The organism is Sphingomonas sp. R86520 (genome assembly GCF_042466285.1).
Classification (GTDB): domain Bacteria; phylum Pseudomonadota; class Alphaproteobacteria; order Sphingomonadales; family Sphingomonadaceae; genus Sphingomonas.
Genome location: NZ_JAXHBZ010000001.1, coordinates 3328431 through 3354645, shown reverse-complemented (window position 1 = coordinate 3354645; position 26215 = coordinate 3328431). Strand labels below are relative to the sequence as shown.

The following is a 26215-nucleotide window of genomic DNA, read 5'->3' as shown; positions in this document are numbered from 1 at the left end:
GAGATGAAGCATGACGTAAAGAAGGCCGCCATCGCGGCTCTGGGGTTCGGGGCGACGATGATCGCCGCCGCACCCGCATGGGCTCAGGCGGCAGCGGCGCCGGTCGTGGCGACCGTGAACAAGGGCGACACCGCCTGGATGATGACCTCGACGATCCTCGTCCTGATGATGATCCTGCCGGGTCTCGCGTTGTTCTACGGCGGCCTTACGCGGTCGAAGAACATGCTGTCGACCATGACGCAGATTGGCGCCGTCGCGGCGTTCGCGATGCTCATCTGGGTGATGTGGGGCTATTCGCTGGCACTCGGCAGCGACAATGGCAGCCCACTGCTCAGCAACTTCATCGGCGGCTTCGGCAAGCTGTTCCTGGCCGGTGTCACGCCGGCATCGCAGGCGGCGACCTTCACTGCCGGCGTCGAAATCCCCGAATATGTCTTCATCTGCTTCCAGATGACCTTTGCCGCGATCACCATCGCGCTGGTTCTGGGCTCGGTCGTCGAGCGCATGAAGTTCTCAGCGGTGATGGTCTTCGGCCTGGTCTGGCTGACGATCGTGTATCTTCCGGTCGCACACATGGTATGGGCTTCGACCGGGTATTTCTTCAAGGCGGGCGCGCTCGATTTCGCCGGCGGTACCGTGGTCCACATCAACGCCGGTGTCTCGGCGCTGGTCGCAGCCCTGATCCTCGGCAAGCGCATCGGCTACCCGAAGGAGCCGATGGCACCGCACTCGCTGGTCATGACCGGCATCGGCACCGGGCTGCTCTGGGTCGGCTGGTTCGGCTTCAACGCGGGCTCCGCACTCGAGGCGAATGGTTCGGCCGCGCTCGCGATGCTCAACACGTTCGTCGCCACGGCCTCTGCCGGCCTGTTCTGGATGCTCGCCGAGAAGCTCTCGGGTCACAAGGGTTCGGCGCTCGGCTTCTGCTCGGGCATCGTCGCCGGCCTCGTCGCAGTTACGCCTGCTGCTGGTAACTCCGGCCCGTTCGGCGCGATCATCCTCGGCGCGATCGCCTCGATCGTCTGCTTCATGGCGGTGTCGAAGCTCAAGCCAATGCTCGGCTATGATGACTCCTTGGATGCCTTCGGGATCCACGGCATCGGCGGCATGATCGGCGCAATCGGTACCGCGGTGGTCTATGCCCCGTCGCTCGGCGGCCCTGGCCCAGCGGACTACGTGATGAGCGCCAAGTTGCTGGTGCAGCTCGAGGCAGTGGTCGTGACGATCATCTGGGCCGCAGTCGGCACCACAATCGCGATCTTCATCGCCAAGGCTGTGACTGGCCTGCGGGTCTCGCCGGAAGTCGAGCACGAGGGTCTCGACATCGGCGAACACGGCGAACGCGCCTACAACTAATCGGTAGCGGGCCAACCGAGCCCACACCCACGACGTTCCTCCTGCGGACATCCTAAGCCCGGTGTGGAAACACACCGGGCCTTTTTTGTCGGTCGCCGGAGCGATACTTTGATCGACTACGCGGCGGCGGTTCTAGACGACCTCGTACGGGACTGCGCCGCGCCGGTCAGGATCGACGCGTATCTCACTCGCCGCCGGCGGAAAGGCGCGCTGGTCGCAGTCCGTACGCAGGCAGATACGACACGAGGACCCGATCGGTGTCGCGATCCCGCCCGTGCCCAGCGCGTCCGCATAGATGAACTCCGACGCGTTCGCCTCCTCGCAGCCCAGCGCTACCGCATAGCGCCGCGCCGGCCGCGTGTACGTGTCGGATGGTTTCACCAGCCCCTTCGCCATCGAGACGTAGCGGATGCCGTCGGTCGTCTCGATCAACTGCGTGAGAATCCGGTCCGGGATCGCTACCGCCTCATGCACGATCCACAACGGGCACGCCCCCCCGAACCGCGCGAACTGCAGCCGCGTGGCGGAATGCCGCTTGGTGATGTTCCCCGCCATGTCGACGCGGCAAAAGAAGAACGGAATGCCGAGTGCGCCCGGTCGCTGCAGCGTCGACAGCCGGTGGCACGTCTGCTCGAAGCTGGTCCCGAAGATCCGCCGCAGCCGGTCGATGTCATGGCGGACGGTGCGCGCTTCTGTCCGGAAGCGCGCGTAGGGCATCATGATCGCCCCTGCCGCGTAATTGGTCAGTCCCGCTGCCAGCAGCGCGCGCGCGGTTTCCGACGCCATCTCCGACGCCGCGACGATCCCCTCGATGACGTCGCCGAACTCGTGTCGTGCGACCTGGTGTGCGAGCGAGAACAAGGTGGTCTCGCCGGGTTGCGAGCCGTCGAGCCGCAAGGTCGCGCCATCATAGTCGCGCAAAGGTGCGGCGAGTGCGCCGGAGATTGCGACCGACACGCCTCGCGCGGCCAGTCGGGCCTCGAGCGCTGCGATCCGGTCCGCCCCCAACGTCTCACCGATCTCCTCTGCACGGCGATCCAGCGTATCGACGTAATTGCCCGCTGCATGAAACCAGTCGCGTACGTCCTCCCACGGCAGCAACCCCGGCGCGCCGGAACCGGCCACGATCCGATCGTCGAGCGCGCGCAACTGCTCCTGCGCGCGCCGATACGCATCGTGCATCGCGACCAGACGCTGTGCCAACAGCGGCTGATGCTTCACCGCCCGCCGTACCGCCGTTTCGTCGAGCGCTGGCGCCTCGACACTGGTGTCCGACACCGCCTCCAGCGTCGCGACCAGCAGCGCGGTATCGTCGGCCGCATCGATGCTGCCCCAGTCTGCGGGAAATTCCCGCGCCAGTGTGATCAGCACGCCCTCGGTTACCGGACGGTCGCCATTCTCGATCTGCGACAGATAGCTCACCGACAGCCCGATCCGCGCGGCCATCGCTGCCTGGCTGATGCCGAGGACACGGCGAAGGTCGCGCAGGCGGTGTCCGACGAAGAGGCGGCGTGCGGGCAGGGTCATCCTTCCGCCTAGTTTGCAAACATATCGCATACAAGTTTGCAACATTGCATTTGCGCATCGCATCCCGCTCTGTGAAGGCAATCAGCAGGACGGAGAGACGATGTCATCGACGATCGAAGAGCTTGAACGCCGCCGCGAAGCCGCAAGAGTGGGTGGCGGCCTAAAGCGGATCGCAGCGCAGCACGCCAAGGGAAAGCTCACCGCGAGGGAGCGCCTTGACGTGCTGCTGGACGAGGGATCGTTTGAGGAGCTCGACATGTATGTCGAGCACAACTGCGTCGACTTCGGCATGCAGGACCAGGTGATCCCGGGCGACGGCGTCGTCACCGGCTCCGGCACGATCAACGGCCGCCTCGTCTTCGTCTTCAGCCAGGACTTCACGGTGTTCGGCGGGTCGCTCAGCGAACGTCACGCGCAGAAGATCTGCAAGGTGATGGACACCGCGCTGAAGGTCGGCGCGCCGGTCATCGGTCTCAACGACAGCGGCGGCGCGCGCATCCAGGAGGGGGTCGCCTCGCTCGGCGGCTATGCCGAGGTGTTCCAGCGCAATGCGCTCGCGTCCGGCGTCGTGCCGCAGCTTTCGCTGATCATGGGGCCTTGTGCTGGCGGTGCGGTCTATTCCCCCGCGATGACCGACTTCATCTTCATGGTGAAGGATTCGAGCTACATGTTCGTCACCGGCCCCGACGTGGTCAAGACGGTGACCAACGAGGTCGTGACGCAGGAGGCGCTGGGCGGCGCGGTGACGCACACGACCAAGACGTCAGTCGCCGACAACGCGTTCGAGAACGACATCGAAGCGCTGCTTGCGGCGCGCGATTTCTTCGATTTCCTGCCGGCGTCGAACCGGGAAGGCGTTCCGGAGCGCCCGACGGCGGACGAATGGGACCGGATCGAGGAGAGCCTCGACACGCTGATCCCGGCGTCGGCGAACCAGCCCTACGACATGCACGAGCTGATCCGGAAGACCGTCGACGAAGGCGATTTCTTCGAGACGCAGCCGGCGCATGCAGCCAACATCATCACCGGCTTCGGCCGGATCGAAGGCCGCACGGTCGGCTTCGTTGCGAACCAGCCGATGGTACTTGCCGGTGTTCTCGACATTAACAGCTCGAAGAAAGCGGCGCGGTTCGTGCGGTTCTGCGATGCGTTCGAAATCCCGATTGTCACCTTCGTCGACGTCCCCGGCTTCCTGCCCGGCACTGCGCAGGAGCATAACGGCATCATCAAGCACGGCGCGAAACTCCTGTTCGCCTATGCCGAGGCGACCGTGCCGAAGATCACCGTCATCACGCGGAAAGCGTATGGCGGCGCATACGACGTGATGGCCTCGAAGCACCTGCGCGGCGATTTGAACTATGCATGGCCGACCGCCGAGATCGCGGTGATGGGCGCGAAGGGCGCGGTCGAGATCATCTTCCGCGGCAAGACGCCCGAAGAGATCGCCGAGCGCACCGCGGAATACGAGGCGCGGTTCGCCAACCCGTTCGTCGCCGCGTCGAAGGGTTTCATCGACGAGGTGATCCAGCCCCATTCGACCCGCCGCCGCATCGCGCTCGGCCTACGGAAACTCCGCGGCAAGACCTTGGAGAATCCGTGGAAGAAGCATGATAACATCCCGCTGTGACCCTGCCCGTCACGCGTTCCGGCCTGCCGCCCGTCACTCCAGCGAGAGCTGGGATCTGGAGCGGCAGGGCGCCGGTTCGCGTGCTGAAACTCCGGTATTCGCTGGGGTGACGACGCGTACGGGCACGGAGGTATGATGCTCGCGATTCTCCTGCTCCTTCAAGCCGCCGCCCCAGCCCCCGCCTGGAAGCTGACCGACCGCACCAGTCCGGCGGGCGTCCGCAGCGTCTCTGCGGCAGTGATCGGCAATGATGGTCTCTCCCGGTTCGTGGTGAAGTGCGACGTGGCGTCCGAGCCCATCGTGTCGATCCAGTTCATCCAGCCGCAGCCGCTTGGGTCGGGTGCGGACAAGCCCGTCGCCGTGCGTTTCGATGGCGGCCCGGCGTTTACCTACAACTGGCAGTTTCCGGGAACCGGCACGTATGTCACCGATCCCGAGGCGATCACCAGGCTAACCACGTTCCTCGTGAAGTCGAAGACGGTGCGGGTTGAAACTACCAACGGTGCGAACTTCGCGGTGCAGGCGAACTTCGTCGCGCCGACAAGCGATGCGATGATCCGTCAGGTGCTCGGGGTCTGCGGCTACACGCTCGGGATCGTCCCGCCGCTTCCCGCCAAGCCAGCCGCAGCGCCTACGGAATGACGCGTTGTACCCCGGCCCCCGGCACATTATCATGTCATGATAAGGAGTCGTGACATGCAGACCGAACGCGTGACGTTTCTGACCTCGCCCGATCACAAGGCAGCGCTCGATGCCTTCGCAGCGAGTAACGGCAAATCTGTTGGCCACGTGCTCCGTGCCGCCTCGACCCGGTACCTCGTCGAAGGCGAAGCGGATGAGGAGGCTGCGCTGGCATTGCTCGTCCGCGAAGTCGAAGTTGCCGTCCCCGCGATGCGCGCCGATATCCGCGACACAATCGCCTCGATCCAGCGCGCCAACGATGCCGTCGACGCGGTCCTGGCCGGTGAGAGACCTCGCGCATGAGCGTCGTCGGCGATGCATTGAAGGCGATGCGGACCGTCCTGCTGATGCAGGAGGATCTGCGCGTGATGAAGGACGCCGCGCACGCGCAGGGCGACCGGCTCGCACGTCTTGCTGAGGCGCATGGCGCATTGCGCGACCGAGTCAGCCGGCTTGAGGGAATCATCGAGGGTGCGGCGATGGCGCGCCGCATGCCCGATCAGCCGAGGATCGAAGGATGACTGCTACGCTTGGCCGCCTCAACCATATCGGGGTCGCGACGCCGTCGATCGCCAAATCGGTCGAGACGTATCGCACATTGCTGGGCGCCACCGCGATCGGCGAGCCGTTCGACCTGCCCGCGCAGGGTGTCAAAGTTTGCTTCATCGATGCGCCCAATACGCAGATCGAGTTGATCGAGCCGTATGACGAGAGTTCCCCGATCGCTGGGTTCCTGCGCAAAAATCCGGCCGGCGGGCAGCATCATGTCTGTTTCGAAGTCGTCGATATCCACGCTGCGGTCGCCGACCTGAGGGCGAAGGGCGCGACCGTGTTGGGCGAGCCGCGGATCGGGGCGCACGGTACGCCGATCGTGTTCGTGCATCCCAAGGACGTTGGCGGCATGCTGGTCGAGTTGATGGAGACGCCGGGCGATACCGGCGCGCACTAGGAGAGATCTGATGGCCGCGTACGAGCATATTCTGAGCGAGCGGCGCGGCGACGTGCTGGTGCTGACGCTGAACCGGCCCGATCGGCTGAACGCAGCGCCACCGGCGATGTTCGAGGAATTGCGCGCGGCTTTGGCTGATCTGGCTGGGGCACGGGCGGTGCTGATCGCTGGCGCAGGGCGCGCGTTCTGTTCGGGGGCGGATGTCGGGGGCGGGGCGCTTGGCTCGGATAATCCGGGCGAGGCGACGTTCGCGGCGCTGACCGGCAGTTACAATCCGACGATGGCTGCGATCGCCGACCTATCGGTGCCGGTGGTGAGCGCAGTGCGCGGGCCGGCGGCGGGGATCGGCTGCAGCCTCGCACTTGCTGTCGATTTCTGTGTCGCGAGCGAAAGTGCGTATTTCCTTCAGGCGTTTGTGAACATCGGGCTGGTGCCGGACGGCGGCGCGTCGTGGATGCTGCCGCGGCTGATCGGTCGCGCGCGGGCGACCGAGATGATGATGCTCGGCGAGCGGGTGCCAGCGGCGAAGGCTCTCGACTGGGGCATGGTCCACCAGGTCGTGGCCGACGACGCGCTCGATGCCGAGGCGTTTGTGCTGGCCGAACGGCTGGCGGCGATGCCGACGGTCGCGCTCGGCTTGATGCGGCGGGCGATCACGGCTGCGTACGAGACGGATTACGCGACTGCCATGCAGGCGGAGGCGGCGAACCAACAGGCCGCGCGCGGCTCTGCGGACTCGATGGAAGGCGGCCTCGCGTTTCTGACGAAGCGCAAGCCGGTGTTCACGGGCAAGTGATGACTTTTACTTCTCGTTCCCCGGCGAAGGCCGGGGCCCAGGCTCGATGCGGAGCATCGAACGCGCTTTCGCGCGCGATTTGTTTGAGGGGCTGGGCCCCGGCCTTCGCCGGGGAACTAGGTAATGACTGACACGCCCGAAACCGGCCCGACCCTCGCCGATTGGCAGGCGCTCGCCGCCAAGGAGGTAAAGGGCGCCGACCTAACCTGGCCAACCCCCGAGGGCATCGACGTCAAACCGCTCTACACCGCGGAAGACGTGACCGCCGATCCCGGCCTCCCCGGTTTCGCCCCCTTCACCCGCGGCGTCCGCGCATCGATGTACGCCGGTCGCCCCTGGACGATCCGTCAGTACGCCGGCTTCTCCACCGCCGAAGCCTCCAACGCGTTCTACCGCCGCAACCTCGCCGCCGGGCAGAAAGGCCTGTCGGTAGCGTTCGATCTCGCGACACACCGCGGCTACGACTCCGACCACCCCCGCGTAACCGGCGACGTCGGCAAGGCGGGCGTCGCGATCGATTCGGTCGAGGACATGAAGATCCTCTTCGACGGCATTCCGCTCGACAAAATGTCGGTCAGCATGACGATGAACGGCGCGGTGATCCCAATCCTCGCCTTCTTCATCGTCGCGGGCGAGGAGCAGGGCGTCGACCGAAAGCTGCTCGACGGGACCATCCAGAACGACATCCTCAAGGAGTTCATGGTCCGCAACACCTACATCTACCCGCCCGAGCCGAGCATGCGGATCATCTCGGACATCTTCGGCTACACCAGCCGCGAGATGCCCAAGTTCAACAGCATCTCGATCAGCGGCTATCACATGCAGGAAGCGGGGGCGACGCAGCTCCACGAGCTCGCTTTCACGATCGCCGATGGCATGGAATATGTGAAATACGGCGTCGCGAGCGGGCTCGATATCGACAAGTTCGCCGGGCGCCTGAGCTTCTTCTTCGCGATCGGCATGAACTTCTTCATGGAGATCGCCAAGCTCCGCGCCGCCCGCGTCCTCTGGCACCGCGCGATGACGCAATTGGGTGCGCAGGACGAGCGCTCGAAGATGTTGCGCACGCATTGCCAGACGAGCGGCGTGTCGCTCACCGAGCAGGACCCGTACAACAACGTCATGCGCACCACGATCGAGGCGATGGCGGCGATGCTGGGCGGCACGCAGTCGCTCCACACCAACGCGCTCGACGAGGCGATCGCGCTGCCGACAGACTTCTCGGCGCGCATTGCCCGCAACACGCAGATCGTGATCCAGGAAGAGACGGGGATGACCAAGGTCGTCGATCCCTTGGGTGGCAGCTATTATATCGAGAGCCTGACGCAGTCCCTGGTCGATGGCGCGTGGAGCCTGATCGAGCGGATCCAGTCCGAGGGCGGCATGGCGAAGGCGGTCGCGGCAGGCTGGCCCAAGGCGATGATCGAGGAAGCCGCCGCCGGCCGCCAGGCGCGCGTCGATCGCGGTGAGGACGTCATCGTCGGCGTGAACAAGTACAAGCTCGCCGAACAGGACGCGATCGAGATCCTCGACGTGGACAACGTCGCGGTGAGGGCGGGCCAGATCGAACGCATCGAGCGGGTCAAGGCTACGCGCGACGAGGCAGCATGCCGGGCCGCGCTCGATGCGTTGCGGGAAGGTGCGAAGGGCTCCGAGAACCTCCTCGCCCTCGCCGTCGATTGCGCCCGCGCCCGCGCCACGCTCGGCGAAATATCCTCCGCGATGGAAGACGTGTTCGGCCGCTACGGCACGCAGCCCACCCCCGTCTCCGGCATCTACGGCGGCGCGTACGAGGACGACGCACGCTGGACCCGCCTCACCGACGGCGTCGAGGCGACCGAACGCCGCCTCGGCCGCAAACCCCGCATGCTCGTCGCCAAGATGGGTCAGGACGGCCACGACCGCGGCGCCAACCTCGTCTCGTCGATGTTCGGCGACCTGGGCTTCGAGATCGTGCCAGGCCCGCTGTTCCAGACCCCCGCCGAAGCCGCCGCACTCGCGCTCGAAAAGGACGTCGACATCGTCGGTGCCTCGTCGCTCGCCGCCGGGCACAAGACGCTGATCCCCGAGCTGATCGGCTATCTCCGCGAGGCGGGCCGCGCGGATATCAAGGTGATCGCGGGTGGCGTTATCCCCGCACAGGACTATCAGGCGCTGCGCGATGCCGGGGTCCAGGCGATCTTTGGACCCGGCACCAACCTGATCCAGGCCGCCGAGGACGTGTTGAAACTCCTCGGCCACAACATGGCACCGCAAGAGGAACGGGTATGAACATGCGCACCACGGTGTTGGCGATGGCGCTGACCGCTTTCAGTATCGCGCCTGCCGTGGCGCAGGAAACCGCGCCAACGACGGGTCGCTCGATCTCTACGATCGCGCAGGTGATGGTGAAGACGCGCGGTGGCAAGGCGATCCCGCTCGGCTCGCGCATAAAGCCGGGTAAGCCCACGTTGGTGTCGATCTGGGCGAGCTGGTGTCCGCCGTGCATCGCCGAAGCCCCGTATCTGAACAAGATTCGCAAGGACTTGAGCAGCGGCTACAACTTTCTCTACATCAACCGCAGCGAGGGAAGTCCCGATCGTACCCAGCCTCCCGCCGAGATCGCGCAGTTCCTGCAGCGCGCGGGAATGAGCGACATCGACTACGTCGTCGCGGACGTCGATGCGTACCGCCAGATCATCGGCAAGGACATCAAGGATATCCCCGAAGGCAAGGTCGGCATTCCGCGCGTTTATCTGTTCGATGCGAAGGGGCGGCAGGTTCACACCGCCTATGGCTTCGGCGACGGCGGCGGGCCCGAGCTCGAAGCGCGCGTAAAGCGTGCGATGGCCACCAAGTGACACCGCGCGCCAGTTACGCCGCCGCGCGCACGCGCTATGCAGCGACGCGAAACGACCAGAGACTAAAGGCCGCATGATGATCGAAACCCTCCTCCGCTCCCCCGTTGCGACTGGCGTCGAGCCTGCCGTTGCTGCTGCTGCGCCGGGCGTTCGCATAGATTGGACACGCCCGGAAATCGCCACGCTGTTCGATCTCCCGTTCGACGAACTCATGTACCGCGCGCAGACCGTCCACCGCGCGCACCACGCGATCGGCGAGGTGCAGCTGTGCACATTGTTGTCGATCAAGACCGGTGGCTGCCCCGAGGATTGCGGCTATTGCTCACAGTCAGCGTCGTCTGACTCCGGCCTGAAGGCGGAAAAGCTGATGGACGTCGACGCCGTCCTCGCCGACGCCGCGCAGGCCAAGGCCGCCGGATCGCAGCGTTTCTGCATGGGCGCCGCGTGGCGCAACCCGAAGCCGCGCGACATGCCGAAGGTCGTCGCCATGGTCGAGGGCGTCCGCGCGATGGGGCTTGAGACCTGCATGACGCTCGGCATGCTCGACGCGGACCAGGCGAAGCAACTCGCCGAGGCGGGGCTCGACTACTATAACCACAACATCGACACCTCGCCGGAGAATTACGGCAACGTCATCACCACGCGGACCTTCGGCGATCGGCTGGAGACGCTGGCGAATGTCCGCGATGCCGGCATTTCGGTCTGCTGTGGCGGGATCGTCGGGATGGGCGAAACACGCAGCGACCGCGTCGGCTTCGTCCACGCGCTCGCCACGCTGCCCCGCCATCCCGAAAGCGTCCCCGTCAACGCGCTGGTCCCGGTCAAGGGTACACCGCTCGGCGACATGCTCGCCGGCACGCCGATGGCGCAGATCGACGATATCGAGTTCGTCCGGACGGTCGCGGTCGCGCGCATCACCATGCCGCTGAGCATGGTTCGCCTGTCCGCCGGGCGCGAGAGCATGTCCGAGGCGACTCAGGCGCTGTGCTTCATGGCGGGCGCGAACTCGATCTTCACCGGCGACAAGCTGCTGACCACCGGCAACGCTGGCGATAGCGCCGATGCGACGCTGCTGGCGAAGTTGGGGATGAAGCCGATGGTCGGCCCCGAACCGATGCGGGCTACAGCGGAGTGATCGCAGCTCTGGCAATGCTGTTGGCGCAGGGGACCGGTATGCCCAATAGCTGCGCCAATCCGCTCGACCAGACGACGATGACCGCGTGTGCATATAAGGATTTTGCGCGGGCAGACCGGGCTCTGAACGTCGCGTGGAAGAAGGCGCTCGGATATTGGGCGAAGCTCGACAGGAACAATCTTACCGAACGCGACAATGCGCCGACCTATGTGCAGGCGATGACGAAATCGCAACGCGCATGGGTTGCGTTCCGTGACGCGCAATGCGTCGTGGAGGGACAGGCGATGCGCGGTGGCTCGGGCGAGCCGATGCTCGCCGGTCAGTGCCTCGCTCGCCTTACGAAACAGCGTACGAAATTTCTCAACAGTTTGGGTGATGGCGGTCAATAATGTTCAAGAAAATCCTGGTCGCCAATCGCGGCGAGATCGCATGCCGCGTCATGCGGACCGCCAAGGCGATGGGCATCAAGACCGTCGCAGTCTATTCGGATGCCGACGCACGCGCACCGCATGTCCTGATGGCCGACGAGTCCGTCCGGCTCGGGCCCGCACCCGCCGCCGAGAGCTACCTCAAGGCGGAACTCATCCTGCTGGCGGCTAAGGAGACCGGCGCGGACTGCATCCACCCGGGCTACGGCTTTCTTTCCGAACGCGAAAGTTTCGCGCTGGCCTGCGCCGAGGCCGGGATCGCGTTCGTCGGGCCGCCGCCGAAAGCGATCGCGGCGATGGGCGACAAGATCGAGTCGAAGAAGCTCGCCAAGGCCGCCGGCGTCAACGTCGTGCCGGGCTATCTCGGCGAGATCGACAGCACAGATCACGCGGTCGAGATCGCAGGCGGGATCGGCTATCCGGTGATGATGAAGGCGTCGGCCGGCGGCGGCGGCAAGGGCATGCGGCTGGCGTACAGCGAACAGGACGTCCGCGAAGGCTTCGAGGCGACCAAGCGCGAGGGACTTGCCAGCTTCGGCGACGATCGCGTGTTCATCGAGAAGTTCATCGAAAGCCCGCGTCACATCGAGATCCAGCTGATCGGCGACCAGCACGGCAACATCGTCTATCTCAACGAACGCGAATGCTCGATCCAGCGCCGCCACCAGAAGGTCGTCGAGGAGGCGCCGTCGCCGTTCGTGACGCCAAAGATGCGCAAGGCGATGGGCGAGCAGGCGGTCGCGCTGGCGCAGGCGGTCGGCTATTATTCGGCGGGGACGGTCGAGCTGATCGTGTCGGGCGCGGACACGACCGGGGAGGGATTCTACTTCCTCGAGATGAACACCCGGCTCCAGGTCGAGCATCCGGTGACGGAAGAGATCACCGGGCTGGATCTGGTCGAGCTGATGATCCGCGTCGCTGCAGGGGAGCCGCTCGGCTTCGGGCAGGACGAAGTGAAGCTCAACGGCTGGTCGATCGAGAACCGGGTGTATGCCGAGGACCCGTATCGTGGGTTCCTGCCCTCGATAGGCCGCCTCGTCCGCTACAATCCGCCCGAGACTTCCCCCCTCCCGCAGGCGGGAGGGGCCGGGGGTGGGCACGCGTTCTCCTCCACCGCTGACGTTGCGTTTGACGATGGCGCGAGCCCACCCCCCAGCCCCCTCCCGCAAGCGGGCGGGGGGAAGCAAGGGTCCGCGTCGACGACGGCGTGCGCGAGGGCGGCGAGGTCAGCATGTTCTACGACCCGATGATCGCCAAGCTCATCACCTGGGCGCCGACGCGTGATGGTGCGATCGCGGCGCAGATCGCCGCGCTTGACGCGTTCGAGCTGGAGGGGCCTGGCAACAACATCGATTTCCTTTCGGCGATCATGCAGCATCCGCGCTTCCAGTCGGGTGCGCTGACGACGGGATTTATTGCCGAGGAATATCCCGACGGCTTCCACGGCGCGCCGGCTGATGCGGCGTTGCTGAAGACGCTCGCCGCCGTCGCCGCTTTTGCCGCTACTGCCGAAGCCGACCGCGCCCGCCGCATCGACGGACAACTTGGCAAGCGCCTGCGTCCGCCCGCCGACTGGTCGGTGACGATCGACACGATCGACCACGCCGTAACGATCTCGACCGACGGTATCATGGTCGACGGCGAGGACCTGGATCTGGCGCTCGAATACACCCCCGGTGACCGCATGGTGGTCGCGGACGGCCACGGCGCAGACGGCGACGAGCATCTCACGATCCGCATCGCCAAGGCCCGGGCCGGTTTCAAGCTGACGACCCGCGGTGCGAGCCACGTCGCCCGCGTGCTGCCTGCCCGCGTCGCGCCGTACACCGCGCACCTGCTGGAGAAGGTCGCACCCGATCTGTCGAAGTTCCTGATCTGCCCGATGCCGGGGCTGCTGGTGCGGCTCGACGTGGCGGCGGGCGACAAGGTCGAGATGGGCCAACCGCTCGCGGTGGTCGAGGCGATGAAGATGGAGAATATCCTGCGCGCGGAGAAGACAGGCACGGTGAAATCCGTCGCGGCCAAGATGGGCGACAGCCTCGCGGTGGATCAGGTGATCCTCGAGCTCGACTGAGCCGCGCTTGTTTCCCCTGCGAAGGCGGAGAACCCGGACTGGGCTCCCCGCCTTCGCGGGAGAACAAGGACGGGACGCCTCTTTGTGGTCGTGCCGAGTTCACCATTGTCACACCTCCCCGGCGAAGGCCGGGGCCCAGTTGGGGGACGGCGCTAACGAAGCGCAGCGCACCGTTACAAAAACCTTTCCAACTGGGCCCCGGCCTCCGCCGGGGTGGCGGCGTGAGTTGGGACGCGATCTGGATATCTAAGCGGGCGCCGGGCGCGATGGAGAAACCGGTCCCCCTCCCGCTTCCGCTCCCAAAGCTGTAAAGCCGCGCGGATGACAGTCCTTCGTTACCTCCTCGCGCTCCTCCTTGCCGTCGCCGCCCTTCCAGCGATCGCGCAGGACGAGCCCAAGGTCGCGACCATCGCGGCGAGTCTTACCCAGGCCTCGACCGAACTTCAGGCGATCGACGACGCCACCGTCGACGCGCGCGACGACACGACCCGCCAAACGCTCCGCACCCGCGCTCAGGCGGTCCAGACCACCGCCGCCGACGCGGTCCGCGTGCTCACGCCCGAGATGGCGCTCGTCCAGGCGCGCGTCACCGAGCTCGGCGCCGCCACTCCCGGCGTCGTCGAGGCGCCAGAGATCCGCGCGCAACGCCGCCTCCTCTCACAGAGCCAGTCCGCGCTCGATTCCGCGATCAAGCGCGCACGCCTCATCGGGGTCGAGGCCAAGCAACAGATCGACGACATTGGTGCGGCGGAAGCCGAAGAGCTCGGCCAACAGCTGTCGGAGAAGACCGCCTCGCCGCTGTCGCCAACCCTTTGGGCGTCAATCGTCGAGCATCTGCCGCGCGACTCGGCCCGGTTGAATCGTTTCGCGGGAATCGGCGCGAAGCAGTTCGCCCAGCGGTTCGACGCGCGCGCCGGGATCATTGCCCTCGCCGGATTGCTGCTCGCGCTGGTCATTGCGGTGCCCCTCCGAGGCGCTCTCCACCGTATCGGTCGGCAATATGCGACCAATCACGCGCCGGGGGGGCGCATCCGCCGCTCTGCCTATGCGCTGTGGCTGGTCGTCATTGGTACTGCGCTGCCGGGACTGGCGGCGCTCGCGTTCGTCCAGTCGTTACGCTGGTCGCTGCTGCTGTCGCCGGCCTGGAACCAGGCTGGATCGATCTTCGTGGGTGTCTCGTTCTTCGCCGCGTTTGTCTCATCACTGGGCGGCGCGCTGCTGCTCCGTGCGCAATCGACGTGGCGGCTGCTCCCGATCGGCGATACCGCCGCGCAGACGCTGCGTCCGTATAGCTGGATGGCCGCTGCGCTCGTCTTTTTCGGGCAATTGCTGACCGCGACGAACATGCTGATCGGGGCGAGTGCGCCGGCGTCGACCGCCGCCAATGCGCTGGTGGCGTTGCTCCATCTCGTGCTGATCGGTGCACTCCTCGTCGCGCTCGGTCGGCTGCGCGCGGCGGCGCAGCCTGATCCGGAGAAACCGGCCCGCAACAGTCTGCTCGCGATCGTCGCGATGGTCGTTTGGCTTGCGGTCGTCGCTGCGCTGGTCGCGGGACTGATCGGGTACGTCAACTTCGCGCTCAAGACCGGTCAGTGGATGCTATGGGGCGCGATCGTCGGCGCCTCGCTGTACCTGATGATGACCTTCACCGACGATGCCTGCCGGACCCTGTTGTCGAGCGGCAACCGGCTCGGTCGGTCGGCGAATAGCGGGTTCGGGGTCGGCAACAAAACCGTCGACCAGATCGGCGTGTTGCTGTCGGCGTTCCTGCGGCTGATGCTCATCATGCTCGCGCTCGGCGCGGTGATGGCGCCGTTCGGGGCGAATGTCGGTTCGGTGTTCGAGCTGTTCGGCACGGTCGCTGGCGGCGTCACCGTCGGCGAGATCACGATATCTCCCGGCGCGGTGCTGCGCTCGATGGCCGTGCTGTTCGTCGCGCTGGCGATCATGCGCGGGCTGCAGCACTGGCTGGTGAACAGCTACCTGCCGACCACCGCGATGGATGCCGGTGCGCAAAATTCGGTGACGATGGTCGCACGCTATGCCGGGATCATCGCCGCGGTGCTGTGGGCGCTCGGCGCGCTCGGCATCGGCATGGAGAAGCTGGCCGTGGTGCTCGGCGCGCTGTCGGTCGGGATCGGCTTCGGTTTGCAGGCGATCACGCAGAACTTCGTCTCGGGGCTGATCCTGCTCGCCGAGCGCCCGGTGAAGATCGGCGACCTCGTCCGGATCGGCAACATGGAGGGTGACGTGAAGCGGATCAACGTGCGCTCGACCGAGATCCAGGTGGCGGACCGTTCGACGCTGATCGTGCCGAATTCGGAACTGATCACCAAGACGATCCAGAACATGACGCTGGCCGCACCGATCGGCCGGATCCAGCTGCAGTTCTCGGTGCCGCTCGAAGAGGATCTCGATCGGGTGCGCAAGATGCTGTTCGCCGCGTTCGCGGAGAAGCACGAGGTACTCGACGATCCCGAACCCAAGGTGTTCATCGACTCGATCGACGCCGGCCGCGCCAAGTTCAACTGCTTCGCCTATGTGGCGAGCCCGCGCGACGCCTATCCGATGCGCAGCGAACTGTTGTTCACGCTGCTCCGCCAGTTCCGCGAGGCGGGAATCGAAGTCGGGACCACGGCAACGAAGATGGAGATCGTGGGCGGCGTGCCCGGTCAGCAAGTCCCGTCGCCAGAGGTCGCCGGTTAGGCAAGCCGGCGTCAACTCCGTCTTCAAGGTCGGCAATCGGGTCTATAAATCCGAAAAGAGCGTAGAAACGACGCGATAATTCGCTGCCGACCCGGCACAATCCTGCGACAAATTACCTCTAGTCCGATCCGACGATCATCGGGGTGGAACGGGTATGCGTAAATTGAGTCTGGTTCTGGCGGCGAGCATGCCGGCGATGGCCGTTGCGCAACAGGCACCTTCAAAGCCGGCTGCACCGGTCGCGCACCCCGTCGCGCAGGCCTCCGAACAGGACGAAGCCGCGGACTCCGAAGAGATCGTCGTGACCGGTTCGCGCAAGCTGCCGGGTTCGGTCATCGGCGACATTCCGCCTGACCAGACGCTTGGTCAGGCCGAGATCCGTTCCTACGGCGTCAGCTCGATCTCCGATCTCCTGACCGAACTCAGCCCGCAGACGACCAGCGGGCGCGGCAGTGGCGGCGCGCCGGTCGTGCTGCTCAACGGTCGCCGCATCTCGAGCTTCTCGGAAATACGCGACATCCCGACCGAGGCGATCCAGCGCGTCGAGATCCTGCCCGAGGAGGTCGCGCTCAAATACGGCTATCGTGCCGATCAGAAGGTCGTGAACTTCGTCCTGCGCCGCCGCTTCCGCGCGGTCACCGTCGAAGCGACCGACAAGGTGCCGACCGAGGGGGGTAGCAACACGCCGCAGGGCGAGCTCGACATGCTCACCATCGCCCGCGATCGTCGCGTCAACCTGCACGTCGAATACACCTCGACCTCCGGGCTGACCGAAGCCGAACGCACCATCACGCCGACCGCGACCACGGCGGTCGGCGCGAACGGTGCGATCGTCGATCCGACCCCGTTTCGCAGCCTTCAGGCCGAGACCAGCACCTTTACCGCGAACAGCGTGTATGCCCGCAACATCTTCGGCAACATCGGCGCGACCATCAACGGTCGCCTCGAATCGACCGACAGCCGCAGTCTCAACGGCTTGCCTGTCGCCGCCCTGACGCTGGCCGACGGCACGACCGTCAACCGCGCGCTCGACGACGACGACTTCCTACCGCTGGCCCAACGGACCTCGTCGATCGCAGCCCATCTCGGCACGACGCTCAACGGCGACATCGGTACGTGGCGGTGGAACGTCACTGGCAATTACGACCGCAGCGATACGCAGACCTTCACCGAAACCGGCGTCGATGCGACCGCCTTCAACGCCCGGCTCGCAGCAGGCGACCCGACGGCCAATCCGTTTGCCCGGCTGACGGCGAGCGACATCGGTGCGGCACCCGGCAATCGGGCCTATGCCACGCAGAGCACCGGCGGCGTCGACGCCGTGGTGAACGGCAATCTGTTCAGCCTGCCGGCGGGCGCAGTTTCCACGACGATCAAGCTCGGTGCCGAGACCGCCGATTTCGAAAGCCGGTCGTACCGTACCAACAGCCTGCTCGCCGGACAGGTCGCACAGACCGGTCAGGTGTCGCGCGATACCGTGAACGGCCAGGTCAACGTCGATTTGCCGCTGACCAGCCGGTCGAAGGGGGTCTTGCCGTTCCTCGGCACGCTGTCGGCGAACTTCAATCTGGCCGAGGACCATCTGTCGGACTTCGGCACGCTGACGACGCTGGGCTATGGCGCGAACTGGTCGCCGATCGATGGTGTCCGACTGATCGCTTCGGTCACCGACACCGACGAGGCACCGACTTCGCAACAACTCGGCAACCCCTCGATCACCACGCCCAACGTCCGTATCTTCGACTACGTGCGCGGCACGACCGCAACCGTCACGACGATCAGCGGCGGCAACCCCGGGCTTGTCGCCGACAACAACCACGTTCGAAAGCTCGGTCTGACGTTGAAGCCGTGGACCGCAAAGGACCTTTCGATCACGGCCAATTACGTCGACAGCCGTACCGACAATCCGATCGCCGCCTTCCCCTCGGCTACCGCGGCGATCGAAGCCGCCTTCCCCGACCGGTTCGTGCGCGACGCTGGCGGGACCCTGCTGCAGGTCGACCGCCGCCCGATCAATTTCGCGCGCAGCGAACGCTCCGAACTGCGGTGGGGCATCAATTTCTCCGCGCCGCTCAAGTCGAGGATCCAGAAGGAACTGGAGGCTTATCGCGCTGGCACCGGTCCCAATCCGTTCGAGGGCCTGCAACCCCCCGGTGGCTTCCGTCGTCCCGATGGCGCGAGCGGCGACGGTCCGCGCGGGCAGGGTGGTCCCGGCGGCGGCGCTGCAGGTGCTGGCGGCCCGGGTGCTGGCGGTCCAGGTGGCGGCGGCCCAGGTGGCGGCGGACGCGGTCCCGGCGGCTTCGGTGGTCGTGGCGGCCAGGCCGGCGGCCGTATCCAGTTCGCGGTCTATCACACCTGGCACTTCACCGATCGCGTACTCGTCGCCGATGGTGGCCCGAGTCTGAATCTGCTCGACGGCGATGCGATCGGCAACAGCGGCGGTCAGGCGCGCCACGAACTGGAGGCGCAGGCGGGCTATACCAATAACGGCCTCGGCGCGCGGGTGTCCGCCAACTACGCGACCGGAACGCGAGTCAACGGCGGCACGGTTGCAGCACCCGAGACGCTGAACTTCGGGGGCTTGGCGACCGCAAACCTCCGCCTGTTCGCCGACCTCGGTCAGCGCCTCGAATGGGTGAAATCGCACCCGTGGCTGCGCGGCATGCGGGTCAGCCTGTCGGTCGACAACGTCCTCAACACCCGCCAGCGCGTCACCGACGCCACCGGCGCGACGCCCAACACGTATCAACCGGATTACCTCAACCCGCTGGGTCGGACGGTACGCCTCAGCATCCGCAAACTGTTCTTCTAGGCCTCGGGCCGAGCTGGCGTGCGACCACCGCGATCGTGCAGCTTGGCTTTACATGCGTCGCCATCCGACAGTGGCGGTGCGTCCGTGAAGCGCCGGCGACGGGCGTGGGAGGCCGCCATATCTATCCTATTGCCCAGCGACGAAGCGCGCTTATGGTGCGACCAGATCATCCGAAACCAAGGGTAATGTTCGCATATGGCTTTGAAAATGACCGCGCTTGCCGGCGTCGCTGCAATCGCCCTCGTCTCGCCCGCAGCCGGTCAGGTCCAGCGTTCCGCCACGTCATCGGCAAAGCCCGCACCGGTTGCCGATCTCGTCAAGTCGGTCGACATTCCGTTTCAACAGTTCACGCTGAAGAACGGCTTGCGCGTCGTCGTGCATACCGATCGCAAGGCGCCGGTGGTGGCGGTCTCGGTCTGGTATAATGTCGGGTCGAAGTTCGAACCCAAGGGCAAGACCGGCTTCGCGCATCTGTTCGAGCATCTGATGTTCAACGGCTCCGAGAACGCACCAGGCGACTTCTTCGAACCGCTGAAACAGGTCGGCGCGACCGACTTCAACGGTACCACCTATTACGACCGCACAAATTACTTCGAGACGGTGCCGACCGCGGCCCTCGACCGCGCGCTGTTCCTCGAATCCGACCGCATGGGCTATCTCACCGGCGCGATCACGCAGGGTGTGCTCGACGAGCAGCGCGGCGTCGTCCAGAACGAGAAGCGCCAGGGCGACAACCAGCCCTACGGCCTGACCGAATACAAGATCACCGAGGGGCTGTTCCCCGCGACGCATCCCTACGGCCACACCACGATCGGCTCGATGGCGGATCTCGATGCGGCCTCGCTGCAGACGGTGAAGGACTGGTTCAAGGACCATTACGGCCCGAACAACGCGGTGCTCGTGCTGGCGGGCGACGTCGATGCGACCACCGGCAAAGCGCTCGCCGAGAAGTATTTCGGCGGCATTCCCAAGGGCGCCGAGAGCATCGTTCCGCCTGCACCGATTCCGACGCTGCCAGCGCCCGTCAGCGAGACGATCAAGGACCGTGTCGCAGCGGTGATGATCAGCCGCAACTGGGTGGTGCCCGGCCTCAACGACAAGGACGGCACCGCGCTCAGCGTCGCGGCGGGCGTGCTCGGCGGACTCGCGAGCAGCCGGTTCGATACTGCGCTGGTCAAGAAGGAGAAGCTGGTCACGCGCATCTCCGCGTCGAACAACAGCTTCAGCCAGCTCGGCATGTTCCAGATCGAGGCGATCGTCCGGGATGGCGTCGACCCCGCGCTGGTATCGAAGCGGATCGACGAGATCCTCGCCGACTTCCTCAAGAACGGCCCGACCGCCGACGAGGTCAGCCGGGTCGCCACGACGACCGCGTCGCGCACGATGCAGGGGCTCGAGTCCGTCGGCGGGTTCGGCGGCAAGGCAGTGACGCTCGCCGAGGGCGCGCTCTATTCGAACGATCCCGGCTATTACAAGAAACAGCTGTTGCAGCTGGCGGCCGAGACGCCGGCGAGCGTGAAGGCCGCCGCGGCGAAGTGGCTGTCGCGTCCGGCCTATTCGCTGACCGTCGTGCCGGGGCCGCGCGATGCCTATGCCAACGCGGTCGTGCCGCCCAAGGTCGACGTCGTGCCAGCGGCCGAGGCGCCACCGAAGGGGACGCGTGGCCCGTTGCCCGGCGTCGGCACGGTTGCCGGCCTGAGCTTCCCGAGTGTCGAGCGCACGCGCCTGTCGAACGGTATCGAGGTCGTCTACGCACAGCGCACCGCCGTGCCGGTAACGCAGGCGGTACTGAGCTTCGATGCGGGCGTGGCGGCGGACATTCCGACCAAGCTCGGCACGCAGAAGCTGACGTTGTCGATGATGGACGAGGGTACGCCGACCCGCGATTCGGTCGCGCTGGCCGAAGCGAAGGAGCGTCTTGGCGCAGATATCGGCTCGGGTGCGTCGAACGACCGGACCTTCCTGTCGTTGCAGGTACCGAGCGCGAACCTGGCACCGGCGATCGACCTGTTCGCGGACATCGCGCAGAACCCGGCCTTCGCCGATGCCGAGGTCGCGCGCGTCAAGAACCAGCAGCTCGCACAGATCGCGCAGGAACTGACCAGCCCGCAGGGGCTGGCGACGCGCGTCCTGCCGAAGCTGCTCGGGCCGACCTCGCCCTACGCCAAGGCGGAGGGCAGCGGCGATCCGAAGGCGGTGGCGGCGCTGACGCGTGCCGACCTGGTCGCGTTCCAGCAGGCATGGCTGCGGCCGGACAAGGCGAAGATCTTCGTCGTCAGCGATCGTCCGCTCGCCGAGGTGAAGGCCGCGCTCGATGCACGTTTCGGGACGTGGCGGCCGACGGGTACGGCGGGCGTCAAGGCGTTCCCCGCGACCGTGACGCCGTCCGGGCCGAAGATCGTACTGATCGACCGGCCGGACAGCCCACAGTCGCTGATCATCGCGGGCGTGCCGACCGCAGTGAAGGGCACGCAGGACCTGCTGCCGGTCGCGACCGCGAACGATGCGCTCGGCGGCAGCTTCCTCGGCCGCGTCAACATGGATCTGCGCGAGAGCAAGCATTGGTCCTACGGCGTGTCGGGACGGTTCCAGCAGTCTGAATATGCCGCGCCGTACATCCTGTCGGCGCCAGTTCAGGCGGACCAGACCGGTCCGTCGATCGCCGCACTCCGCAGCGATGTCGGTGCGTTCCTCGGCAAGGAGCCGATGACCCAGGCAGAGTTCGATCGCGCGATCAACGGTGCGATCCGCTCGCTGTCGGGTAATTTCGAGACGTCGGACGCGGTGCTGGGAGCGATGCAGCAGAACGACCTGCTCAAGCGGCCCGACAATTATTACGCGACGATCACGCAGCGATACCAAGGACTTAACCTGCCGCAACTTAACACCGCGATCCAGCAGGCGCTCGACCCGAAGAAGACGATCTGGGTCGTGGTCGGCGATGCGAAGACCGTTCGCCCGCAGCTTGACAGCATCGGCCTGCCGGTCGAGGTCATCCCTGCGGCGTCGGTTGCCGGCGCCAATTAGGTTTAAGAGCCCGGGCGTTGCCGGGAGGGTAATTCAGGAGAGAGTGCAATGGCAAACGTCGATGGCAGCTGGGATTGCGTGGTCAAGTCGCCGCTGGGCGACCAGAAGATGACGCTGACCGTGAACAGCGCTGGCAGCACCTTCACTGGTGCCGTGTCGGGCGCGATGGGCGGCATGGACGTCACGGGTGACGTCGATGGCGACACGATCACCTGGAAGCAGAGCATGACCGTGCCGATGCCGATGACGCTCGACTGCAAGGCGACCGTCGAGGACGACGTCCTCAAGGGTAGCGTCGCCGCCGGCGCCTTTGGCAGCTTCCCGCTGACCGGTACGCGGGTCGGCTGATCTGCGGATCAATACCGCGAATGCCCGCGCTTCCGATCGGGAGGCGCGGGCTTCTTCGTTATGAATATTCTTGCGGCGAACAGCCCACCACGCCAGCGGGCGCTCTCGAACCCGCGCGGCGGTTTCGTGTGAACTGTACAAAACTCCGTATTATGACAGTGTAACTGCTTCTTAGGAGGCTGTACGCCAAGGTCCGCGCGAACAGCAGCCGGATCCGCCGATGAAACGACTCCCCCTGATCGCTCCGAACCCTCCGCGCTTGAGTGAGCATCTCGATGCGCTGCGCCGGGTCGAGGCATCGGGCGTGTTCAGCAACAACGGTCCGGAAGTCCGTGCGTTCGAGGCAGGGGTCACCGACCAGCTGTTCGGCGGCCATGGCGCCAGCCTTGCGGTCGGTAGCGCCACGCTTGGATTGATGCTCGCGATACGCCATGCGTCGGGCATGCGGACCGGCGGGCTGAACCCCAAGCCGGGCACGCTCGCGTTGATGCCGGCGCTGACGTTCGCGGCGACCGCGCAGGCTGCGGCATGGGCAGGGCTGACACCGCTGATCTGCGATATCGATCCTGCCGACTGGGGCGCTTGCGCACTCGCTGAGGAGCGGTTGCTTGAGCGTTATGGCGAGCGCATCGGCGTCGTCGTGCCCTATGCAACGTTCGGCAACGCGATCGACCTCGACCGGTACGCGCGGTATCAGGCGCGCTACGGTGTCGGCGTGGTGATCGATGCCGCGTCGTCGCTCGGTACGCTCGACGATACGGGCGCCGGGTTCGGCGCGAAGGCCCCGTTTGCGGTGGTCCATTCGATGCATGCGACCAAGACGTTTGCGGTCGGCGAGGGCGGCCTCGTCCACAGCGGCGATGCCGACCTGATCGCGACGCTTCGGGCGATGGGCAATTTCGGATTCGAAGGTAGCCGCAACGCGACGCTCCCCGGGATCAACGCAAAGCTGCCCGAGGTCCTTGCGATCATGGCACAGGCCAAGCTTGCCGAGATCGACGGCATCGGTCTACACCGCGCAACGCTCGAGGCAACCTACCGCGAGGCGTTGTCGGAGTTTCAACTGCAGGCCGTCTCGGGACAACGCCGCGCGATGCAGTTCATGCCCGTGTTGCTGCCCGAGCGGCTGGCCCATCACCGCGATGCGATCGTCGAAAGCATCGAACGGGACGGCGTCGGCTGCGGCCGGTATTTCAGCCCGCATCTGGGTGAACAGCCCTGGTTCCAGGCGACCGCGATGATCGAGCCGACGCCGGTTGCAGACAAGATCGCCGGCCGGATGCTGTCGTTGCCGATCACCGACGCGATGACGGTCGACGACGCGCGCCGTGCCGCACAAACCCTTGTGAGCGCGTGCGCGGCGATCGTTCGCCCGCTTGATCGGCGCGCATCGGTACGCGGCGCTGGCGGGAAGATAGCGTCGGTGATCGTGATCGGCGGCGGCCCGGCCGGGACGGCGATGCTGACGTCGGCGACCAAGCGCGGCTTGCTGCCCGACTTGGCCGCGTCGGGCCTGATGATGGTCGAGCGCGGTGGCGCGATCGGCGGGGGGCGGCTGGGTCGCTACGCGATCACATCCGATTCGACGGCGCAGACGTTCCTGACCGCCGTGCGCGACAACATCCATCCTGAACTCGCGCGACTGGTCGATCATCCCGCGGGACGTGCGGTCGCGGCGCACGAGGGTGCGCTGGGCGTGCCGCTGGTTGAAGTCGGACCATTCCTGCGCGCGATCGGGGATCGTCTCGCGGACATCGTTCGCGACAATGGCGGTGCCGTTCTGACCGGACACGAAGCGTTGGGCGCCACCCGCGTCGGCAGCGGACTGTGGAGCGTCCGGCTGCGTCGTTTGTCCGATGGCCACGTCTTCGAACAGCTCGCGCGCAGCATCGTCGTGGCGACCGGCGGGAATCAGCCGCTCGATCGACTTGCCGCTCAGCGGGTTGCCGGCGCCGGCCTGGTCGATCTGGCGAACGGGCGCCTGCTGCAGTCGGACGACGTGCTGACGGTGGGCGGCTTCGAGAAGGTCGCGGATCTTATTGCAGGCAAACGCAATCCGAAGATCGCGGTGATCGGCGGGTCGACCAGCGCCCTGACTACGATCGCACTTCTCCTGAAAAGCCAGCCGCCCTTGCCGCTCGGCGCGGGCGCGGTGACGTTGCTGCACCGCCGGCCGCTCCGGCCATTCTATCATTCGGTCGAAGCCGCCCATGCCGAAGGGTTCACCGAATTCGGCGCGGACGACATCTGCCCGGTGTCCGGCTTCGTCTACCGTCTCGCCGGGTTCCGTCTGGAAGCCCGGGATCTGGTCGTAAGGATGTTGGGTATCGATGGACGAGCGCCCGATCCACGCGTGGCGCTGCACCGGATCACCGGTGACGACGATGCGACGGCACGCGCCTATATCGAGCACGCCGACATCGTCATTGCGGCACTCGGCTATCGTCCGATCGGGATGCCCATCACGGAGCGCGACGGCAGCGCTTTGGCACTGGCTGCGTCTGACGGCCGACCCATGGTTGATCGCCATTGCCGCATACTGGATGCCCGGAATGCGCCTATCGACGGCCTATACGGGCTCGGACTCGCAGCGGGCTTCGTACCCTGGGGTCCGCTTGGCGGCGAATCGAGCTTTACCGGCCAGGCCAATGGATTGTGGCTATGGCAGAACGACGTGGGGTCGATGATCATTGATCAGGTGATGGCAGCGCAGGTCAAGGCCGCCGCATGACCACCTTGGCGTCCGATCCCGTCATCAGCGTCATCATCGCGGCGTATAACGGCGCCCGCATCATCGAGGAGACGCTTGCCAGCCTCCAGGCGCAGACGTTCACGGACTTCGAAGTGATCGTGGTCGACGATTGCTCGACTGATACGACGCGAGAGGTCGTCGCGGCTTGGCCGGATGCGCGCGTACGCCTGATCGCGCTCGACAGGAATGGAGGTCCCGTCATCGCCCGCAACCGCGGGGTCGCGGTCGCGCGGGGGCGCTACGTCGCCGCGCTCGATCAGGACGATCTCTGCCGGCCGGAACGGTTCGCGCGGCAGGTCGCGTATCTCGACGCCCATCCGGAAACGGTGTTGCTCGGCACCGCAGCGGAATTGCTTTTCGATGGCGTCGTCAAACCATCGACCTACTCTCCGGTGACGACTCCCGCGCTCACGACCTGGTTGACCTGTATCGAAAACCCGCTCGTCTGGTCGTCGGTGATGTTGCGTACCGACGTCGCGCGGCGGCTGGAGCCCTTCACACGTCCCGAGCTCCTCTACGCAGAGGATTTTGACCTGTACCAGCGGATGCAGGTCCACGGCACGGTGGCCCGTCTCGACGAACCCTTGATGCTGTACCGAGTCCATGCCGGCGGGCTGTCGAAGCGGTTCGTCGATAATATGGAGACGTCGGCTACGCGCGTTCTCGCGGAGCGTCACGAACGCCTGTTCGACGCGCGTGCGGAGCGGGTCGCGCGCTTGCTGGTCACGTACAACATGGGCAAGCGACCCGTGCCCGATCGTGACACGCTCGCGGCGTTGGGTAGCGCGTTAAGCGTGATCCAGGCGGACTTCCTGGCCACGCATGACTGCACCGCGCACGACATCAGACTGATCCGTTGGGAGACCGCTCGTCGCTGGGGTGATATCGCCCGGGCGGGCCTGCGTACCGGTACGATCGGACTGGCGGACGTGCTCGCGGTACGGCCCGACCATCTCGGGCTCGGCTATGCCGGTCTGGAGGCGCTGCTGTGGTCGGGGATGATCGGCGGTGTACGACGCGCTCGCCGACGCATGGAGCAGAGCCGGATGGCGCAGACTTCTGGCTAGACCTTGGACCGTCGTTCCCGGTTCTGCCCTATCACCCCCATACGCACATCCGTCACCCCAGCGAACGCTGGGATGACGGGACTTATGTAA

General features: G+C 65.9%; 18 protein-coding genes and 1 pseudogene. 18 read left to right on the top strand and 1 reads right to left on the bottom strand.

Annotated elements, in window-relative coordinates:
• Nucleotides 1-3 precede the first annotated feature (3 nt).
• Nucleotides 4-1356 (top strand): ammonium transporter, encoded by a 1353-nt coding sequence (locus tag SJY41_RS15325; RefSeq protein ID WP_380783082.1) that lies wholly within the window; start codon nt 4-6, stop codon nt 1354-1356.
• A gap of 132 nt (nt 1357-1488) precedes the next feature.
• Here SJY41_RS15325 and SJY41_RS15320 read toward each other — a convergent pair whose 3' ends face one another.
• Complete coding sequence (locus SJY41_RS15320; RefSeq protein ID WP_380783081.1) at nt 1489-2883, bottom strand: short-chain fatty acyl-CoA regulator family protein; 1395 nt, start codon at nt 2881-2883, stop codon at nt 1489-1491.
• Between the two features lie 100 nt (nt 2884-2983).
• On the opposite strand from SJY41_RS15320, the gene SJY41_RS15315 reads away from it, so the two are divergent.
• The 17 genes and pseudogenes from SJY41_RS15315 to SJY41_RS15235 all read left to right on the top strand — a co-directional run bounded on the left by SJY41_RS15315 (nt 2984) and on the right by SJY41_RS15235 (nt 26125).
• Nucleotides 2984-4510 carry an acyl-CoA carboxylase subunit beta gene (locus tag SJY41_RS15315; RefSeq protein ID WP_380783080.1) on the top strand — a complete coding sequence of 509 codons (1527 nt, stop codon included), beginning with the start codon at nt 2984-2986 and terminating at the stop codon, nt 4508-4510.
• A 135-nt stretch (nt 4511-4645) separates the two neighbouring features.
• Nucleotides 4646-5152: a hypothetical protein gene (locus SJY41_RS15310; RefSeq protein WP_380783079.1), complete on the top strand. Its 507-nt coding sequence runs from the start codon at nt 4646-4648 to the stop codon at nt 5150-5152.
• Between the two features lie 54 nt (nt 5153-5206).
• Complete coding sequence (locus tag SJY41_RS15305; protein ID WP_380783078.1) at nt 5207-5494, top strand: hypothetical protein; 288 nt, start codon at nt 5207-5209, stop codon at nt 5492-5494.
• A complete protein-coding gene (locus SJY41_RS15300; protein ID WP_133029647.1) occupies nt 5491-5712 on the top strand; it encodes a hypothetical protein in 222 nt (73 codons plus the stop codon). Before SJY41_RS15305 ends, SJY41_RS15300 begins: the two co-directional genes overlap by 4 nt.
• Nucleotides 5709-6140: a methylmalonyl-CoA epimerase gene (gene mce, locus SJY41_RS15295; protein ID WP_380783077.1), complete on the top strand. Its 432-nt coding sequence runs from the start codon at nt 5709-5711 to the stop codon at nt 6138-6140. The genes SJY41_RS15300 and mce overlap by 4 nt, the downstream gene beginning before the upstream one ends.
• Before the next feature lie 10 nt (nt 6141-6150).
• A complete protein-coding gene (locus SJY41_RS15290) occupies nt 6151-6936 on the top strand; it encodes an enoyl-CoA hydratase-related protein (RefSeq protein WP_380783076.1) in 786 nt (261 codons plus the stop codon).
• A 123-nt stretch (nt 6937-7059) separates the two neighbouring features.
• A complete protein-coding gene (gene scpA / locus SJY41_RS15285) occupies nt 7060-9207 on the top strand; it encodes a methylmalonyl-CoA mutase (RefSeq protein ID WP_380783075.1) in 2148 nt (715 codons plus the stop codon).
• A complete protein-coding gene (locus SJY41_RS15280) occupies nt 9204-9776 on the top strand; it encodes a TlpA family protein disulfide reductase (protein ID WP_380783074.1) in 573 nt (190 codons plus the stop codon). Before scpA ends, SJY41_RS15280 begins: the two co-directional genes overlap by 4 nt.
• Before the next feature lie 76 nt (nt 9777-9852).
• The gene (gene bioB / locus SJY41_RS15275) at nt 9853-10911 is read left to right on the top strand and encodes a biotin synthase BioB (RefSeq protein WP_380783073.1); all 1059 of its coding nucleotides are present in this window, start codon (nt 9853-9855) and stop codon (nt 10909-10911) included.
• A gap of 38 nt (nt 10912-10949) precedes the next feature.
• The gene (locus SJY41_RS15270; RefSeq protein WP_380783072.1) at nt 10950-11300 is read left to right on the top strand and encodes a lysozyme inhibitor LprI family protein; all 351 of its coding nucleotides are present in this window, start codon (nt 10950-10952) and stop codon (nt 11298-11300) included.
• Nucleotides 11300-13413, top strand: a pseudogene (locus SJY41_RS15265) (biotin carboxylase N-terminal domain-containing protein). The gene SJY41_RS15270 and the pseudogene SJY41_RS15265 overlap by 1 nt, the downstream one beginning before the upstream one ends.
• Nucleotides 13414-13734: 321 nt before the next feature.
• Entirely contained in the window at nt 13735-16119 is a 2385-nt protein-coding gene (locus SJY41_RS15260; protein ID WP_380783071.1) for a DUF3772 domain-containing protein, read from the top strand.
• Nucleotides 16120-16273: 154 nt separating this feature from the next.
• A complete protein-coding gene (locus tag SJY41_RS15255) occupies nt 16274-18931 on the top strand; it encodes a TonB-dependent receptor (RefSeq protein WP_380783070.1) in 2658 nt (885 codons plus the stop codon).
• 195 nt (nt 18932-19126) lie between these two features.
• Nucleotides 19127-21958, top strand: a complete 2832-nt coding sequence (locus SJY41_RS15250; protein ID WP_380783069.1) for a M16 family metallopeptidase — start codon at nt 19127-19129, stop codon at nt 21956-21958.
• Between the two features lie 48 nt (nt 21959-22006).
• The gene (locus tag SJY41_RS15245) at nt 22007-22306 is read left to right on the top strand and encodes a hypothetical protein (protein ID WP_380783068.1); all 300 of its coding nucleotides are present in this window, start codon (nt 22007-22009) and stop codon (nt 22304-22306) included.
• Between the two features lie 220 nt (nt 22307-22526).
• On the top strand, nt 22527-25037 hold the full coding sequence (locus SJY41_RS15240; RefSeq protein WP_380783067.1) for a DegT/DnrJ/EryC1/StrS family aminotransferase: 2511 nt from the start codon (nt 22527-22529) through the stop codon (nt 25035-25037).
• The gene (locus SJY41_RS15235; RefSeq protein ID WP_380783066.1) at nt 25034-26125 is read left to right on the top strand and encodes a glycosyltransferase family 2 protein; all 1092 of its coding nucleotides are present in this window, start codon (nt 25034-25036) and stop codon (nt 26123-26125) included. The genes SJY41_RS15240 and SJY41_RS15235 overlap by 4 nt, the downstream gene beginning before the upstream one ends.
• The last annotated feature ends 90 nt before the right edge of the window (nt 26126-26215 follow it).